Here is a 16049-nt window from a genome sequence, read left to right as displayed (position 1 = left end):
TCAGATCAACCCCAGGTGGGAGAGCTGTCGGTCGGCTTCGGTGAGCGCGTCCTTCCACGCCCGGTCCGGGTTCTTTCCGGCGCTCCAGATGTTGGTGATCTGGTCGGAGAACGCCGGCCCGACGACGTTGTCGTAGGGACTGAGGTAGACCGGCTTGACTGCTTTCGCCGAGGTGCCGAAGACCTCGTTGATGACCTGCCCGCCGTAGAACTTGTCCTTCACCTGCGCCCGCCGGTCGTCGATCGCGGCGATCGCGGAGGGGTAGAGCTGCATCTCGTTCAGCCCGTACACCACCTGGTTCTCCGGCGACTGGAGATACCGGATCACCTTGAACGCGGCCTCGGGGTCGCGGCACGACTTCGGGATGCCGAGGAACGAGCCGCCGCTGTTGCCCGCGCCGCCGGGTGCCCGGCAGACCCGCCACTTGCCGGCGGTGCCGGAGGCCGCGTCGGTGAGGACCTGGCCCATCCAGACCGCGCCGACGAACGACGCCACCCGGCCGGTGCTCATGGCGGCGTTCCAGTCGCTGGTCCAGTCGTTGGTGTTGGAGGTGATCCTGCGGCGGTACGCGTCCACCGCCAGGTCCCAGGGTTCGCGCACCTGCGGGCCGTCGCCGATGAACTTGTTCTTCTCGTCCATGTAGCGCTTGCCCTGCTGGGCCAGCGCCTGGTTGTAGACCATGTCGACGTTCGGCATCATGTACGTCTTCTTCGGCATCTTCTTGACCAGGGTCGAGCCCGCCTCGAGGTACTTCTCCCAGGTGTCCATCGCCTGCGCCACCTGGTCGGGCTCACTGGGCAGTCCGGCCTTCTCGAAGAGGTCGGCCCGGTAGAAGAGCGCCGTCGGCCCGGTGTCCATCGGGAAGCCGACCATCCGGCCGTCGGGGGTGACCCCGCGCTGCCACTTCCAGTCGAGGAACTCCGACTCGACGTCCTTGGCGCCGACGTCGAACAGGTCGACGAACTGGTCGGCGTCGGGGAAGTACGTCGCGACGTCCTCGTTCAGTCCGACGATGTCGGGGATGTAGGCCTTGCCGGCCAGGCTGGTGAGGAACTTCGACTTGAAGTCCCCGCCGATCTTCTGCGGAACCAGTCTGACGCCGGTCGCCTTGGGCGTCTTCGCCAGCAGGGTGTCGCTGATCGAACGGTTCCAGTACCAAAGGCTGATGGTGCCTTCGGGAGTGAGGTAGGAGCCCCGGGCACCACAACCGGACGTGCCGAGGAGTGCGGTGCCAAGGAGTCCAGAGGCCGCCGCGAGAAACGTGCGTCGGTTGGGCGCCATGTTCACCTCGTTTCGTGAGACGAGCATCGATGAGAGAACAGGCGCCTGCGGAGTCGACGACGAGGCCGCGCACGCCCGGCCGCTTCGACGACGCAGGAGGGTTCGTCGAAGCGTTTCCGCAGCGTATGGCCTGGTTGGATCGGGTGGAAGACGCTTTCCGATTCCGGACTTCGTTCGAAATGTCGAACGCTTGACGTTATGCCGAACGTCGAGGCGGAAGCTCACTCTGCGCGTACCGGCCCACGCGGTACGTCGCCACGGCGTCCACGACAGCACCGACCCCGCCGCCGAGGAGCGGAATCCGCCGGCCCACGGTGAGGCTCAGCCGCTTGCCGCCGACCTGCGCGGCGAGGATCGCGCCGAGCTCGGTGGCCACCCGGTGGTCGAGCTCGACGTCGTGCACCGGCGCGGTCGCGATCGCCAGCGGGGTGGACGGCAGTGCGCCCTTGCGCACGAGCTCGGTCACCGAGTCGTCGCCGAGCAGGCAGGCGGTGACCGCCGTCCGCACCCGCGGGTCGCCGAGGTCGTAACCGCGCAGGTGGGCGATCGCCGCGACCATCCTGGCCTGCAGCACCGCGAGTCCGGTGATGTTGGCGGGCAGTGCGAGCGGCAGGATGGCGAACCCGCCGAGGCTGGTCACGAACCCCTGCGCACCGGCCAGGCGTACGTGCTGTTCGACCACGTCGTCGGCCGCCTGGGCGTGGTCGCCGTCGGCGCGTCCGAGGTGGCGTTCGGCGACCGCCCGTGCGCCGGGGAACCGGCCGCGGCCGTCGATGGCTGCGTCCAGGACGTTGCGGAACAGTCCCGCCGCGGCGCGAGGTGTCACCTGGCGGGCCATCGGCCCCAGGCCACGCGCCACCATCTTTCCTACGGCCATGGTCCACCTGTCCATTCGACGAGAGATCTGTAGCAGATCTGTACGGATCCGATCGACGGGAGCGCGGGCGGGGGTCCCCTGGCCCGGCTCCGTCCTGGACGAGCGATCTGACGAAACGATACGTCGTGATGCCGGGTTCCGCGCGGCTGGCCGGATCTCGCCCCTTTCCGTCCCCCGGGGGCGACGGGTGGCGTCGGCCGGGCGATGGACGGCGTCGGCCGGGCGGGGAGCCGTCGGCTTGGGCAGGATGGGGTCGTGCCCACCGAACTGCCGCCCTCCCGCTGGGAGTTCCCCACGCCCGACCTCGCCGGTGACGAGGACCTCGTGGGTCAGGGTGCCGACCTGGATCCGGCGACGATCCTCGCGGCGTACCGCAAGGGGATCTTCCCGATGCCGGTCCGGCGGTCGGCGCCGACCGCGTGGTGGTCACCGGCCCAGCGGGGCATCCTCCCGGTGACCGCCCTGCGGGTGTCGCGGTCGCTGCGGCAGGCGTGCGCGCGGTTCACCGTCCGGGTGGACACGGTGTTTCCCGACGTCATCGAGGCGTGCGCCGACCCCGGCCGGCCGGGCGGCTGGATCACCCCGGAGGTCATCTCCGCGTACCTCCGGCTGCACGAGCTCGGCTGGGCCCACTCGGTGGAGGCGTGGACTCCCGAAGGTCAGCTCGCCGGCGGGTTGTACGGCATGGTGATCGGCGGGTTGTTCGCGGGCGAGTCGATGTTCCACCGGGCCCGGGACGCCTCGAAGGTCGCCCTAGTCGGGCTGGTCGACATCCTCGCCAAGGAGCCGGACGCCGAGCGGCGCCTGCTCGACCTGCAGTGGCGGACGCCGCACCTGGCGTCGCTGGGCGCGATCGAGATTCCCCGCGCGGAGTACCTCGCCCGGCTCGATCAGGCGCTGCGGCTGCCCAGCCCGCCGGCGTTCGGCGGGCGGACCGAGGACCCGCGATGGGTGGGGTACGCCCGCGACAGGTAGGGCGCGTCGTGCCGCCCGCGGTCGGCGGATCCGACCCGCACGATCGTCTGGGTGTCGGCGTCGTCGGCGTCATCGGTGTCGGTGTCATCGGCGTTGCCGTGGCTGCCGTACGAAAGGGACCGCGCACCGCCGGCGAGGATGTCGGACAGCAGGTGCGCGTCGTGCGGCCGCAGCCGGAACGACCCGACGCAGGTGTCGTCCCGCCACAGCGACAGGACGACCAGCCCGTCGGCTCCTACCTGCGGGTGCCGGTTGACCCGGAGGGTGCGGTCGTCTCCGCGTACGTCGAGGAAGACCTCGCCGTGAACCGGCAGCGGCGTGACGTCGGACATGCGTCGATCATGCCGCGAATTCTCCGCGTCGCCTACCCCGGGACGGTCCCGGCCGGCGGTGTCGTGGCGGTGGCGTGGCGGTGTCGTGCGGTGTCGCGGCGGTGGCGTGGAGTGTCGTGGCACGGATCGACTGGTCCGGAGCCGGTGCCCCGGGGCAGGATGTGGGCATGCCCGAGTTGCCCGAGGTGGAGGCGCTGGCCGAGTTCCTGCGCGAGGAGGCCGTCGGCCGCACGGTGACGCGCGTGGACGCGGTGGCGATCAACGCGCTCAAGACGTTCCAGCCGCCCATCACCGACCTCGCCGGGCGGACGATCGCGGCGGTCGGCAGGTACGGCAAGTTCCTCGACCTCACCATGCGCGCACAGGGGAACACCCAGGAGAACGCGCAGGAGAACGCCGAGGGCGCCGGCGACCTGCACCTGATCGTCCATCTGGCCCGGGCCGGCTGGCTGCGGTGGAGCACCTCGCTGGCGGACAAGCCGCCGCGACCGGGCAAGGGCCCGCTGGCGGTACGCGTCCACCTCGGCGACGGCGTGGGGTTCGACCTCACCGAGGCGGGCACCCAGAAGCGGCTGGCGACCTACGTCGTCACCGACCCCGCACTCGTACCCGGCGTCTCCCGCCTCGGTCCGGACCCGCTGGCCGACGAGTTCACCGAACAGGCGCTGGCCGACGTCCTCAAGGCCGCCGGCCGGGCCCAGCTCAAGGGCATCCTGACCGACCAGGCGCGCATCGCCGGCATCGGCAACGCCTACTCCGACGAGATCCTGCACGCCGCGCGGATGTCGCCCTTCAAGCCGGCGAACGGGCTGTCCGAGAGTGAGACTGGCGCGCTGTACGCCGCGATCCGTTCGGTGCTCACCGACGCCGCGGTCCGCGCGCGGGGGCTGGCCGCCAAGGACCTCAAGTCGGAGAAGAAGACCAACCTCGCGGTGCACGGCCGCACCGGACAGGCGTGCCCGGTGTGTGGCGACACGGTGCGCGAGGTGTCGTTCGCCGACTCCAGCCTGCAGTACTGCCCCACCTGCCAGACCGGCGGCAAACCGCTCGCGGACCGAAGGCTGTCCCGCCTGCTCAAGTAGCCGCGCGGCGGTGGGCGCCACGTGGCCGGGACGTCGTGGCCGGGATGTCGTGATCGCGGCGCCGAGGTCGGTGCCGGGCGCGTCGGCGCCGGTGACCGCTTCGGCACGTGTCCGAGCCGTCCGCGAAACCGTACGGACGGCGTCGCCGCGGGACCCGTCGGGAGCGGTACACACGCAGGCCGCCTAGGGTGACCGCGGCAGACGAGGCCGCCGGGCAGGCTACCGGTCGACGTGATCGAGTTGATCGACGCAGTCGGCTAGGTGATGTAGTACTTGCGGTCTCTCACCCCATCACACACTTCGGAGGACGAGCGGTGCGCCACGCCGCACCCCAGCGGGGGAACCTGGGTTCGGCCATGGTCGCGCTGACGGCTGCCCGGCTCGCGTCCGTGGTCGCGCAGTTCCTGGCCGGCGTGGTCGCGGCCAGGCTGCTCGACCCGGCGGTGCTCGGCGTCTCCGGGGTCGGCCTCACCCTCGGCTGGGCGATCGCGATCGTCGCCAACGGCGGCCTGAACATCTCCGCCGTCTACTTCCTCGGCCGCCGTCCCGGCGAGCAGCGCGCCGTCGTCGGTGCCGTCCTCGGGCTCACCCTGGGGGCGCTCGCGGCCGGTGCGGTGCTCACCGCCGCGGCCGGGCTCGTCGTCGGCCCGCTCGTGGTGGGCCGGCAGGTCCCGCTGCTGATCGGCGCCGCCGCGGTGATCGCGCTGGCGACGGTGGGGTACGAGGTGGTCGGTGCGCTGCTGCTCGGTCTGCACCGCCGGGGGGCGTACGTCCTCGCCGACGTCGTCCGTAGCGCCGCGACGTTCGGATGCACGGTGCTCGTCCTCGCCGTGGTCAGCCGGACGGCGGAGGGCTACGTCCTCGCGACCGGGCTCGGCATCGCCGTACCCGCCCTCCTCGCCCTGATCGCGTTGCGCCGCGCGGCCGGGACGATCCGGCCGAGGTTCGACCGGGCGTTCTCCCGGGACGCGATGCGGCTCGGCCTGGCCGGACAGCTCGGCAACGTGCTGACGTTCCTCAACCTGCGGCTGGACCTGCTGCTGGTGCCTGCGCTGCTCCGGCTCGACCTCGCCGGGGTCTACTTCGTCGCCACCAGGGTCGCGGAGGTGGTCGGCCAGCCGTCGACGGCCGCGTCGTCGATGTTGTTCCCCCACGTCTCCGCCCAGACCGACCCGCACGACACCTCCACCACCGAACGCACCTCGCGGCTCACCCTGCTGACCACGCTGATGGCCGCCGCCGTGCTCGCCGCGGTGTCGCCGCTGGTGCTCGGGTTGTTCTTCGGCCCGGTCTACCGCCGGGGCACCACGGCACTGCTCCTCCTGCTCGCCTCGATGCTCCCGCTCGCGCTGGCCCGGATCCTCGCCGCAGACCTGAAGGGACGCGGCCGTCCTGGCCTGGTGTCGGTGGGTACCGGCGTGGGCGCGCTCCTCACGGTGGCCGCCGACGTGGCGCTGATCCCGCTGCTCGGCATCGAGGGCGCGGCGCTGGCGTCGGTGATCGCGTACGCCGGGACCGCCGCGGTCCTGCTCGGCTGCTACCGCCGGATCACCGGTGGCCGGCTGCTCACCCTGATGCCCCGGCCCTCCGACGTCGGCGACGTGGCGCGACTGGTCCGCGGACGGCTGCGCCGGTCCGGTGGCGCGCCGGATCCCGCTCACTCACCGGACGGGGCTCCCGAACCGGCGTACACGCCGAGGCACGCGGCCGGGCCCACGCCGGGACCGACGTCGGACGCCGTACCGCACGAGATGCCCCCGGCGGACATGGCCGAGGAGGCACGCCGGTCCGGCGCCGACCGGGATCCGGTACGAGGTTCCCCGTGAAACCAGCCCGGGTCGCGCTCGGCTGCCTGCTTGCTGTGGCGCTGGTGCTGCCCGTGCTGGGGACGCGGATGCTGGCCGAGCACCGCTCGAACGCGGTGAACGTCGCCGTCGTCGACTCCTCCGTGGGCAACTGGACCGACGGCCGGAGCACCACCGGGACGGCCGACGTGCTGCAACGGGTTCGCGGGAGTGGAGTCGGGTCGCTGGTGGTCGGCATGCGGTCGGTGCGCGACTACGTCGAGACCGGCGACCTCACGCCGGTCGACGTACGCCGGGCCGGTCGGGACGAGGTCCCGGCCGCGCTGGCCCGGCCCGGCCAGGCCGTCGTCATCCGGGGTCGGCCGTACGACCCGGACGGGACGTTCGCGCGGACCGTCGACGCACTCACCACCCGCTTCGGCGCCCGGCTGAGTACGGCGACCACGCCGGGCATGGTGCCCTACCTCCGGGTCGCCGGAGCGCGCGACCTGGACAACTTCCCGGTCGGCTACGACCAGGCCCGGCTGCGGATGCTGTGGGAGGCCGGGTTCCACGTGGTGCTCGCCCTGCCCGCCCGGGTGACGTCCGGCCGGACCTGGCTGGAGTCCGAACTCGACCAGGCGGCGTCGATGGCCGGGTCCCGATCCGTGCTCGCGCTCGGTCCGCTGCCCTTCGCCGAAGGCGGCACCGCCGACCTGGAGCCGTTCATCGAGTTCATGCGCTCCCGGAACTTCGACCTCGCGCTCCCCGACATGTACTCACCGGCCGGCGACGTGGCCTACGCGAGCCGGCTGCCGGGCCAAGTGATCCGCACGCACGTCATCCCCGTTCCGGCGGGCTACGACCGGCACGCCGTCGTCGTGCGCGCGCACCGTGCGGAGAAGGAACGCGGCGTCCGGTTCGTCGTCCTGCGCGCGTCGAGTACCGATCCGCGGGCGCGGCTGCCGCTGAGTTCCGTCCTCGATCTCGCCCCGCCACTGACCCACGACCTTCCCGTCGGCCTGAGCCTCGGCACGCCCGAGGCGGTGCCCGCCGTGGAACCCGCGCTGTGGGCGCGGGCGCTGGTGCTCGCCGGTGGGCTGGTACTGCTCGCGATGGCCGGGTTCTGGTGGCTCGGGTCGATGGCGCGGCGCCGGGTGGCCGCCACGGTCACCGGCATCGGGGTCGCGCTGACCGGCGCCGCCGGTCTCGCGGCGCTGGCCACCCACAGGTTGCTGCCCTGGCAGCTGGTGACGTTCGTGGTGGGATCCGCCGGCGCGGTCCTGTCCGTCCTGGCGGCGATGAGGTCGGCGGCCGGTCCGGTCCGGCTGGTGGAGTTGACAGGGCTGGCGGGGTGGGGGGAGTCGCCGAAAGGGGTCCGGCGTGGGGGCTGGGGCCGGGCGCTCTCGGCGTACGCCCTCGGGCTGTGGGTCGCGGTGACCACCGGCGCCGTGGTCGCCGCCTTCGGCGCCCGGAGCCTCGCCATGGTCGGCCTGGCGCCGTTCGTCGGGGTGAAGGCGTTGCTGGTGGGCCCGCCGCTGCTGGTCGCGGTGTACGCGCTGCTGCTGTACGCCCGTAGGCGCCGAGCCTCTCCGCACGGTGCCGGCGCGGGCGCACCGGCACCGCCACGGGGAAGGCGGCTGACCCGGATGGTCCGGGCGGTGCGGCCGCGGCACATCCTCGCCACCGCGGTGGCGCTTGCGCTGGTCGGCTACCTGCTGTTGCGTTCGGGCAATTCCGGCGCCGCGCCCGGCTTCGAACTCTCGCTCCGTGACACCCTCGACGAGGCGCTGTACATCCGGCCGCGGTTCAAGGAGGCGTTCCTCGGGTTGCCCGCGCTGGTGGTGGCGCTGTTGCTGACGGCACGTGGCGGCAGGTTCGGCCTCGGCTGGGTCGCGGCGGTGGTCGCCGCGGTCGGTACGGCCAGCACGGTGGACACGTTCGGGCACTTCCACACGCCGGTGGCGGCGGCCCTGCTGCGCACGGCGTACGCCGGTGTCTGCGGGCTCGTGCTCGGCGCCGTCGCGGCGGCGGTGCTCGCCTGGCTGACCGCACGGCCGACGTCGGGCGGGCGCCGGGCGACGTCGTCGCGGTCGGGGTCGCGGTCGGGGTCGCGGTCAGGGTCGCGGGCGAGGCGGAGAGGGAAGTCGGGGCAGGCGGGCGCACCCGTTGCGCACACGAGGCAGGAGGACGTACCCGGATGAAGATCGCACTGCTCGGTTACTTCGGGTTCGGCAACGCCGGGGACGAGGCGATCCTCGCGGCCGAGATCGCGGCGCTGCGGGCGGCGTTCGCGGCGGAGGTCCCGGCGGGAGGCTCGCCGGGAGCCTCGGCCAACCAGGCGGAGCCCACGTTCGTGGTGATCTCCGGCGACCCCGACCACACCCGGCGCACGCACGGGGTGGACGCCGTGTCGCGGACCGACGTGCGGGCCGTACTCGCCGTGCTGCGCGAAAGCGCCGCGCTGGTCGCGGGCGGCGGCAGCCTGCTGCAGGACGTCACCAGCGCCCGTCCGGTCGCCTTCTACGCCGGCACCATGCTGGCCGCGCGGGCGGTGGGTACTCCGGTCTTCGTGTACGCACAGGGCCTGGGTCCGGTGCGGCGTCCGGTCAACCGCGCCCTGACCGGGGCCGCGCTCCGTGCGTCGCGGTACGTCGCGCTGCGGGACGCCGACTCCGTGGCCCTGGCCGAACGGCTCGGCGTCCGGCACGTCGACCTCGTACCCGACCCGGTTCTCGGTCTCGACCTGTCGGCCGGGCGCCCGCCGTCGCTCGGCGGCGAGCGGCCCCGGCTGGCGGTCGCGCTCCGGCCGTGGGCGGGCTCGGAGGACTGGCTGCCCGCGGTGCGTTCGGCGCTGGCCGACCTCGCGCCCGAGGCCGACGTCGTCCTCGTGCCGTTCCACGCCGGCCAGGACGCCGACCTGGCCCGCGAACTCGCCGCCGACCTCGGCTCCGGCGCCGAGGTGGTCGACGTCGGGGCGGCGGGCCGCGCCGGGCACCGGGCCGCGCTGGACGCGGTGGCCGGCGCCACCGCCGTACTCGGCATGCGGCTGCACGCGCTGATCGCCGCCGCCGGCGCCGGCCGGCCGTTCGTCGCGTTGTCGTACGACCCGAAGGTGACGGCCTTCGCCGACCGGGTGGGCCAGCCCGTGGCCGCCACCCTGCCGGGTCCCTCCGGCAGCACCGTGGACCGGGCCGAGTTGCGCGAGAACGTGGTGGCGGCCGTGCGCAAGGCGCTCCAGGGGCCGGACCAGTCCTACCTCGACCGGCTCGCCGCCCTGCGCGCCGACGCCGCCCGCCCGGCGACCACGATCGCCCGCTCCCTCCTCGCCCACTGACACTGGCGCCCTCGACGGCAGGATGGCGGGTCTCCCGCATGGTGGAGAAACCTTCGAACGCCCGATAACGGATGACCCGCGTTCGGACATCACAGTCCACACCGGGAGGCATTAGGGGGCCATGGACGCCTATCGTGACTACTACGGGCAAGTAGCCGAGAACAGTAGGGTCATGACAGAACCGAACGAACCGACCACACCGCTGGCGCGGATGCGGTTCTCCTGGCAGCGGGGGACCGACGTCTCCGACGCGCCCGAGGCGGCCGACGACGACGCGCCGGTCGACGACGCTCCCTCCGACGAGGACGCCGCCGAACGGGATGTCGCCGAACGGGATGTCGCCGAGCCGGACGCCGACGATCTTCGTGCTCCGGATACTTCGGCCTCCGCGCCGCGGCCCGAGCCGGCCGGCGCCGAGGATGCCGGCGAGGCCGACGAGCCGCGTGCATCCGCTGCGGCGGAGTCGGTCCACGAGTCCCGACCTGCCCCGGACCTGCCGTCGACCTCCGCGGCTCCCCCGGCCGGTTCGTCCGCGGTGCCGCCGACCGCGTCGGCCACCCCGACCGCATCGGCCACGTCGGCCACGTCGGCCACGCCGACCGCACCGGCCACGCCGAGCACGCCGACAAACGGCCACGCCGTCACCGAGTCCGGCCCTGCCGCCCCCAGCCGCCGGGTGAGCGAGGAGGCTCGCAACCGGCAGGACGAGTCGCGGGCGGACGCGCCGGCCGGACAACCCGAACCCGACGTCGACGACCCGGCCTGGGCCGCCACCGACCTCGGCGAACTCGACGACGAGGCACCCGAAGAGACCGAGAGCAGGCGCAAGCGCAAGCGCCGCGAACGCCAGGAGCGCAAGAGTCAGGCCGCGCAGAAGAGTGCCGCGCAGAAGAGTGCCCAGCGGAGCGCCCGGAAGCCGGCCGCTCGGCAGGCGGCGGCGACCGAGGCCGCTGCGGCCCAGGCGGCCGGTGCCGGACACGCGGCGGTCGACGAGACGGCCCGGCCGGCCTCGCGTACCGTCGCCCGTACGAACGTCGCGGGCACCTCCGGCACGACCACCGCAACGACCGCAACGACCCGGCCCGCCACCCGGCCCAGCGCGCGACCGGTCGCACCGGCACCCACCGCGCCCTCCGCGAAGCGAAGCCGCCGGGACCGCGGCGACTTCGACGTGCCGGCCCCCGGACGCCGCTTCTCCGGTGGCCGGGCCGCGCACGCCGGGCTGCGGGTGGCGCTCGTCGTCACCGCCTGCCTGATGGCGCTCGGCGTCGTCGCCTACGCCGCGTTCGCGCTCGGTATGTCCACCGGACGGGACAACTCCCCTCACCTGAGCGCGGCCGACCTCGCGCGTTACCGGCTCACCGCGTTCCCGACGGCCGAGGCCGGCCAGTTCGCCGCCGACTACGCGCGGCTCTGTTTCACCCACGACCCCACGCCGGGCGCCAACGACGCCCGCGAGCGACGACTCGCGCGGTACGTCTCGGGCGGCACCGACCCCCGCTGCGGATGGAACGGCGAGGGTTCCCAGTCCGTCGTCGACGCGACCTGGACCGGTGACTCCGAGCCCATCGACGTACCCGGCCTGCAGGGCAACGCCAGGATGATGACCGTACGAGTGCTGACGGACTCCGGCAGCAGCCGGATCGTCACCGTCCCCGTCTACGTCGCCGACCTGGCCAACGCCAACGGCATGCGCATCGTCGGCGACATCGGCGAGATGCCCCAGCCCAACCTCGCGGCCGCACCCGAGGTCAAGCCGCCGGCGGCGACGGACTCCCGGCTGAGCGAGGCGCTCACCCAGGGGCAGTTCTTCGAGCAGTTCTTCACCGCGTGGGGCGCTTCGGATCGTCCGGCCCTGCAGCGGCTGGTGACGCCGGACGCCACCGCCCGCACCACCGCCGGCCTCAACCGCGTCCTGGCCTCGCCGACCATCCAGGAAGCCAGGGTGTTCCTGCCGAAGGGCGCCGACCCGTCGGCGCCGTACGACTGGAAGACCAAGCAGACCACCCAGGCCTGGGTGTGGGTGGTCTGGCAGACACCGGGCGAGGGGTCCAAGACGACCGAGACCCGCGGCTACCGGCTCCAGCTGGTGAAGACCACCCAGGCGAGCAGCCCCACCCAGGAATGGGCGGTGCGCGACATCCAGGGAGGGATCCCCGACGTCAAGGGGGGATAGACGTGTTCGCCCAGCGATCGGGTGACGATTTCACTACAGTGCACGCGCCGCGTGCGGTCACCCGGGCAGCCGGAGCGCGACCCGGGACCACCGTGCGTCAACAACGACGGGCGTCACAGACGTACGTCACCAAGTAACGAGGGAGGTGAGCCGAGGTGAGCACAATGTGGATTCTCGCGTCGGGGGGTTCCCAGCTCGACGCGCTCTTCGGCCGAATCGAACGGCTGCTGGCCGGGGTGGCCATCGGTGCCCTGACCGTGGCCATCATCATCATCGGGTTCAAGATCATGTTCGCGATCCGGCGGGGTGACAACTTCCGCGAGGCGATCCAGAACATGGGCGTGGTGGCGTTCGCCGCGCTCCTGATCGGTGGCGCGTCCGGGATCGCCTCACTGCTGAGCGCGATCGGCCGGCAGATCGGCGGTTAGAACGGCACGCCGGCAGCGCCGGGCGTGCCCGGGCGCGCTGGAGCAGGCACCGGGTGCCCGTGCCGTCCACCGTGCCGACGAGCGTCCCCACGAGTGTCCCCACGACGGACACCGAGGAGGTGAGTGATGGCGGACCCGCCTGGACAGTACGTCGCGTACGACCACACCGACCTCGAACGTCGGCGCAAGAAGTTGTGGAACCTCGCCGACGGCGTACCGCTGACCATCCTCGGCGGCATCGACCTGCGTGCCCTGGTCACGGGCGGCATCGCGTTCCTCGGCCTGCTCGGCGGGGTGATGCTGGCCGCGCCGGTGGTGCCCGGGCTGGCGCTGAACGTCTGGACGATCCTCGGCTGCCTCGCCATCGCGGTGACTCTGTACGTACTCTGGCCGCGTCGGTGGCGCAACGGCCTGACCACCGAACAGAACATCCTGGTCGCGGTCGACTACCTCTTCCTGCAGCCGCGCCGCATCCACGGGCTCGCCGAGGACGTCGAGCCGGAGATCGTGCACTGGCGGGTCATCCTGTGGCGGCCGGTGCACCCGCGCTGGCACCAGGCGCTCGCACGGGCCCGGGCGGAGCGGTCGGAGCGGTTGCTGCGGCCCTGCCCCGCCGACCCGTACGACCCGTACTACGTCCACGACCCGGCTGCCGACCCAGCGGTCCCGACGGCACACCCGACAGCAGCAGGTCCAGCAGTCCCAGCAGCAGACCCGGTCCGTGAGTAGGGGTCACCGACGATGAATCCGCTCTACTACCTTCTTCCGCTCCTCGCGCTCGGCGTCGTCGGTCTCGGCGCGGTCGCGATCTTCGTGTTCAACCTCGGCGGCGGTGACGAGGACGCGGCCCGGAAGAAGCCGAAGGAGCCGCGCGCGGAGCGGGAACGCCTTCCGTACCGCTACGGCGACGACGTCATCTTCGTCTGGGGCCGCTCGGTCTGGACGGGGTTCTTCGTCGACACCACCACCGACGAGCACATCTCCAGCGACGAGCTCGTACCCGAGGCGCTGAAGCTGCCCAACCTGATGCACCAGCTCGGCCGTGAGTTCCACCGCCCGCAGTTCCAGGTGATGCTGGTCCCGCGCCGCCCCGACCTCACCGGTTGGGCGCTGGACCTGGTCGAACGCTCCTGGCGGCCCACCGACAACTACCGCAAGCTGATCCGTCGCGAGGCGGCCCGGGCGACGTCGAACGACCGGCTGGGTTCGCAGTACGACGTCGTCTTCTTGATGCGGATCGGCCAGCTCGGCGACGGCCGCGGCTCGGCCTCGGCCGCGGTGACCGCGATCGCCGACCAGGCCACCGGCGTGCACGACGAGTACTTCGACCCGAACGTCGTCGCCGAGTGGCACGAACGCGCCGACGAGGTGTACGCCGTCGCGGTCGACGCCGGGGTGGCCACCCAGCCGCTGATGCGCCGCGACCTGGTGCGCATCGTCCGCACCTGCCTGTTCGGGCACCTGCCGATTCCCGAGGACGGCGTGATCGACCGCCGGCCGTGGGGCGCGCACGAGTTCGAGCTGGCCGCCGACTTCCGGGCACCCAACCACAAGAGCCGGCTCGAGGTGAGCGTCATCGACGACGACACCGGCGAGGACCGCAAGACCTACCTCAGCACCCTGGTCGCCACCGGCTGGCCGGACGCGATCCGGTTCGCGAAGAACCGCGCGTGGGGGCGGACGCTCAAGCGGCTGGACTTCCCGGTGGTGGTGTCCTGGCGCGGCGTGCTGCTGCCGCCGGAGGAGTTCCGCGACCGCGGCAAGAAGATCCGCGACAACCTCGAGGACGAGGCGCGCGACATGGACCGCGCCAGCGCCCGGATCGACTCCCTGCTGGTGGAACAGGTCGAACGCGCCAACCACCTCGTCGACGAGCAGGACAGCCGGCCGTTCCCCGGCATGGAGTCCCAGCTGCTGCTCACCATCGCCGCGTCCACGCCGGAGGAGCTGGAGAACCGCCGCAAGCGGATCGAGCGGCTGTTCGCCAAGACGCTGGACGCGACGGTGCTGCGGCCCAAGCGGCTGCAGTACCGCCTGCTCTACAACATGCTGCCCGGCGACGGCGACCGCTCGCCGGTGGGCCGGATCGCGCCGTTCCGTCGGCTGCAGGAGCTGGACCAGTTGGGCGTCGCGCTGCTCACCACCGCCACCCACGTCGGCGACCGCGCGGTCGTCGGCCGGGACGGGATCGCCAAGGGCTGGGAGGGGATGCTGGTCGGGCGTACCCGCGACGGCCACAACCCCGTGCACTACTCCGCCCACTCCGCGATCGCGCGGGAGAACGGCGCCGGGGTCGTACTGGTCGGCGCGTCCGGCGGCGGCAAGACCACACTGGCGCTGAAGGTCTTCCACTACGAGTCCGAGGCCGGCGTCCGGTGCGTGTTCATCGACCCGAAGATCGACGCGGCCCGGACGGCGTACTTCCTGGCGTTCGGCTCCCAGGTGCTCGACCCGGAGTTCATGCGGCACGCGGGTGAGGGCTGCCTGGGCACGCAGGGGTGCCCGTTCCAGCCGATCAACGAGGAGTACTGGCGGGAGACCGAGATCATCGACCCACTGCGCGGCCGGGCCGGCAACCTCGACCCGCTGCTCACCGCGTCGACGGTCACCGAGGGCCGGATGCACGCCCAGGCGATGCTGGAGATCTTCCTGGGCGAGGTCGCGTGGAGCCGGATCAGCGGGTACGTCGTGGAGGCGTTCTCGCGTACGGTCAACGAGTTCGACCGGGAGGTGGCCGCCTACCGCGCCGCCCACCCGGGCGCCGCCCGGTCCGAGGTCGAGCGCGCGGTTCCCCGCCCGACCACGTGGAACGTCCTGCAGCTGGTCGTCGACGAGTTCGACCGGGTGAAGGACGCGGGCGTCGCCGACACCGAGGTGCGCGACCTGCGGTTCGCGGCGGCGGTGCTGGAGGACCTGCGCAAGAACCCCTACGCCCGGGTCGCGTTCGCCCGCGAGGCCAGCGCCGTGGTCGACGACAGCGGCAAGCGGCGCACGATCATCACCCTGCGCGGACTGCCCCGGGCGCACGGCAACAGCTCCTCGGCCAACATCGCCCGCGGCATCATCTACCTCGTCACCCGGCTCGGCTTCCAGATGCTGGAGGAGACCACCGAACGCCACCCGGTCAAGGGCTGGCGGCCGCAGCTGCTGTTCGTGGACGAGGCGTACAGCGTGGCGAGCACCGGTGAGGGCCGCGACCTGATCAGCTTCGTGCTCAAGCAGGGCCGCGCCTTCAACATCGGGATCGTGCTCATCACCCAGCAGGCGGGCGACCTGGCCCGGATCGAGTCCGAGGACCTGGACGCCAAGGCCGCGGGGACGAACCAGATCCACACCGTGTTCGCGTTCCGGCACCACTCCGACGCCGACGCGGCGCAGACGCTGCCGCTGCTGAACCGAGCGCCGGCGGAGCGGTCGATGATCGAGACGCTGAAGTCGCTGCGGGACGGCGAGTGCGTGATGCGCGACGTGGACGCGGAGCTGGCCAGCGTCGAGGTGGACCGGGCGTTCTTCGAGTTCGCCGCGGCGATCCAGTCCAACCCGCACCTGGAGGCGCGGTTCAAGGCGATCGACCCCTCGCCCGACGTGGACGAGTGGCGCTGGGTGGACGAGGCGTCGGTGCTGGTGGACGAGGCCGGCTTCGCGTCGACCCGGCTCGTGGTCGGCGCGCGCGACGACGACGCTACCGAGGACGAGGAGTACCTCACCGACCTCAGCCGGGCCGACTCCTAGCGTCCACCTCGGTCCCGGGCTCGAGTGCCGCGGATTCTTCCGCGG

General features: G+C 72.6%; 12 protein-coding genes. 9 read left to right on the top strand and 3 right to left on the bottom strand.

Going from position 1 to position 16049, the window contains the following annotated elements:
• Entirely contained in the window at positions 1-1281 is a 1281-nt protein-coding gene (locus FHR37_RS26505) for an ABC transporter substrate-binding protein (protein WP_092884080.1), read from the bottom strand.
• A 196-nt stretch (positions 1282-1477) separates the two neighbouring features.
• Entirely contained in the window at positions 1478-2158 is a 681-nt protein-coding gene (locus FHR37_RS26500; protein WP_237768836.1) for an EcsC family protein, read from the bottom strand.
• 255 nt (positions 2159-2413) lie between these two features.
• Between FHR37_RS26500 and aat the strand changes: the two genes are divergently transcribed.
• Complete coding sequence (aat, locus tag FHR37_RS26495) at positions 2414-3133, top strand: leucyl/phenylalanyl-tRNA--protein transferase (RefSeq protein WP_092883897.1); 720 nt, start codon at positions 2414-2416, stop codon at positions 3131-3133.
• Here aat and FHR37_RS26490 read toward each other — a convergent pair.
• Positions 3049-3465 (bottom strand): hypothetical protein, encoded by a 417-nt coding sequence (locus FHR37_RS26490; protein WP_092883896.1) that lies wholly within the window; start codon positions 3463-3465, stop codon positions 3049-3051. The genes aat and FHR37_RS26490 overlap by 85 nt on opposite strands.
• Before the next feature lie 167 nt (positions 3466-3632).
• On the opposite strand from FHR37_RS26490, the gene FHR37_RS26485 reads away from it, so the two are divergent.
• From FHR37_RS26485 to FHR37_RS26450, 8 genes are all read left to right on the top strand, one after another.
• Positions 3633-4547: an Fpg/Nei family DNA glycosylase gene (locus FHR37_RS26485; protein ID WP_092884079.1), complete on the top strand. Its 915-nt coding sequence runs from the start codon at positions 3633-3635 to the stop codon at positions 4545-4547.
• A gap of 314 nt (positions 4548-4861) precedes the next feature.
• Positions 4862-6373, top strand: a complete 1512-nt coding sequence (locus tag FHR37_RS26480) for a lipopolysaccharide biosynthesis protein (RefSeq protein ID WP_092883895.1) — start codon at positions 4862-4864, stop codon at positions 6371-6373.
• Positions 6370-8535, top strand: coding sequence for a DUF5693 family protein (locus FHR37_RS26475; protein WP_092883894.1), 2166 nt, complete (start codon positions 6370-6372; stop codon positions 8533-8535). The genes FHR37_RS26480 and FHR37_RS26475 overlap by 4 nt, the downstream gene beginning before the upstream one ends.
• Entirely contained in the window at positions 8532-9668 is a 1137-nt protein-coding gene (gene csaB, locus FHR37_RS26470) for a polysaccharide pyruvyl transferase CsaB (RefSeq protein WP_092883893.1), read from the top strand. The genes FHR37_RS26475 and csaB overlap by 4 nt, the downstream gene beginning before the upstream one ends.
• A gap of 172 nt (positions 9669-9840) precedes the next feature.
• Positions 9841-11844: a conjugal transfer protein gene (locus FHR37_RS26465; protein WP_092883892.1), complete on the top strand. Its 2004-nt coding sequence runs from the start codon at positions 9841-9843 to the stop codon at positions 11842-11844.
• 164 nt (positions 11845-12008) lie between these two features.
• The gene (locus FHR37_RS26460) at positions 12009-12272 is read left to right on the top strand and encodes a hypothetical protein (RefSeq protein ID WP_202884566.1); all 264 of its coding nucleotides are present in this window, start codon (positions 12009-12011) and stop codon (positions 12270-12272) included.
• Between the two features lie 126 nt (positions 12273-12398).
• A complete protein-coding gene (locus tag FHR37_RS26455) occupies positions 12399-13001 on the top strand; it encodes a hypothetical protein (RefSeq protein WP_092883890.1) in 603 nt (200 codons plus the stop codon).
• 12 nt (positions 13002-13013) lie between these two features.
• A complete protein-coding gene (locus tag FHR37_RS26450) occupies positions 13014-16004 on the top strand; it encodes an ATP-binding protein (protein ID WP_092883889.1) in 2991 nt (996 codons plus the stop codon).
• The last annotated feature ends 45 nt before the right edge of the window (positions 16005-16049 follow it).

The organism is Actinopolymorpha cephalotaxi, assembly GCF_013408535.1.
Lineage (GTDB): Bacteria > Actinomycetota > Actinomycetes > Propionibacteriales > Actinopolymorphaceae > Actinopolymorpha > Actinopolymorpha cephalotaxi.
The sequence above is the reverse complement of the archived record's forward strand: the minus strand, read 5'-3'. Positions and strand labels throughout refer to the sequence as shown.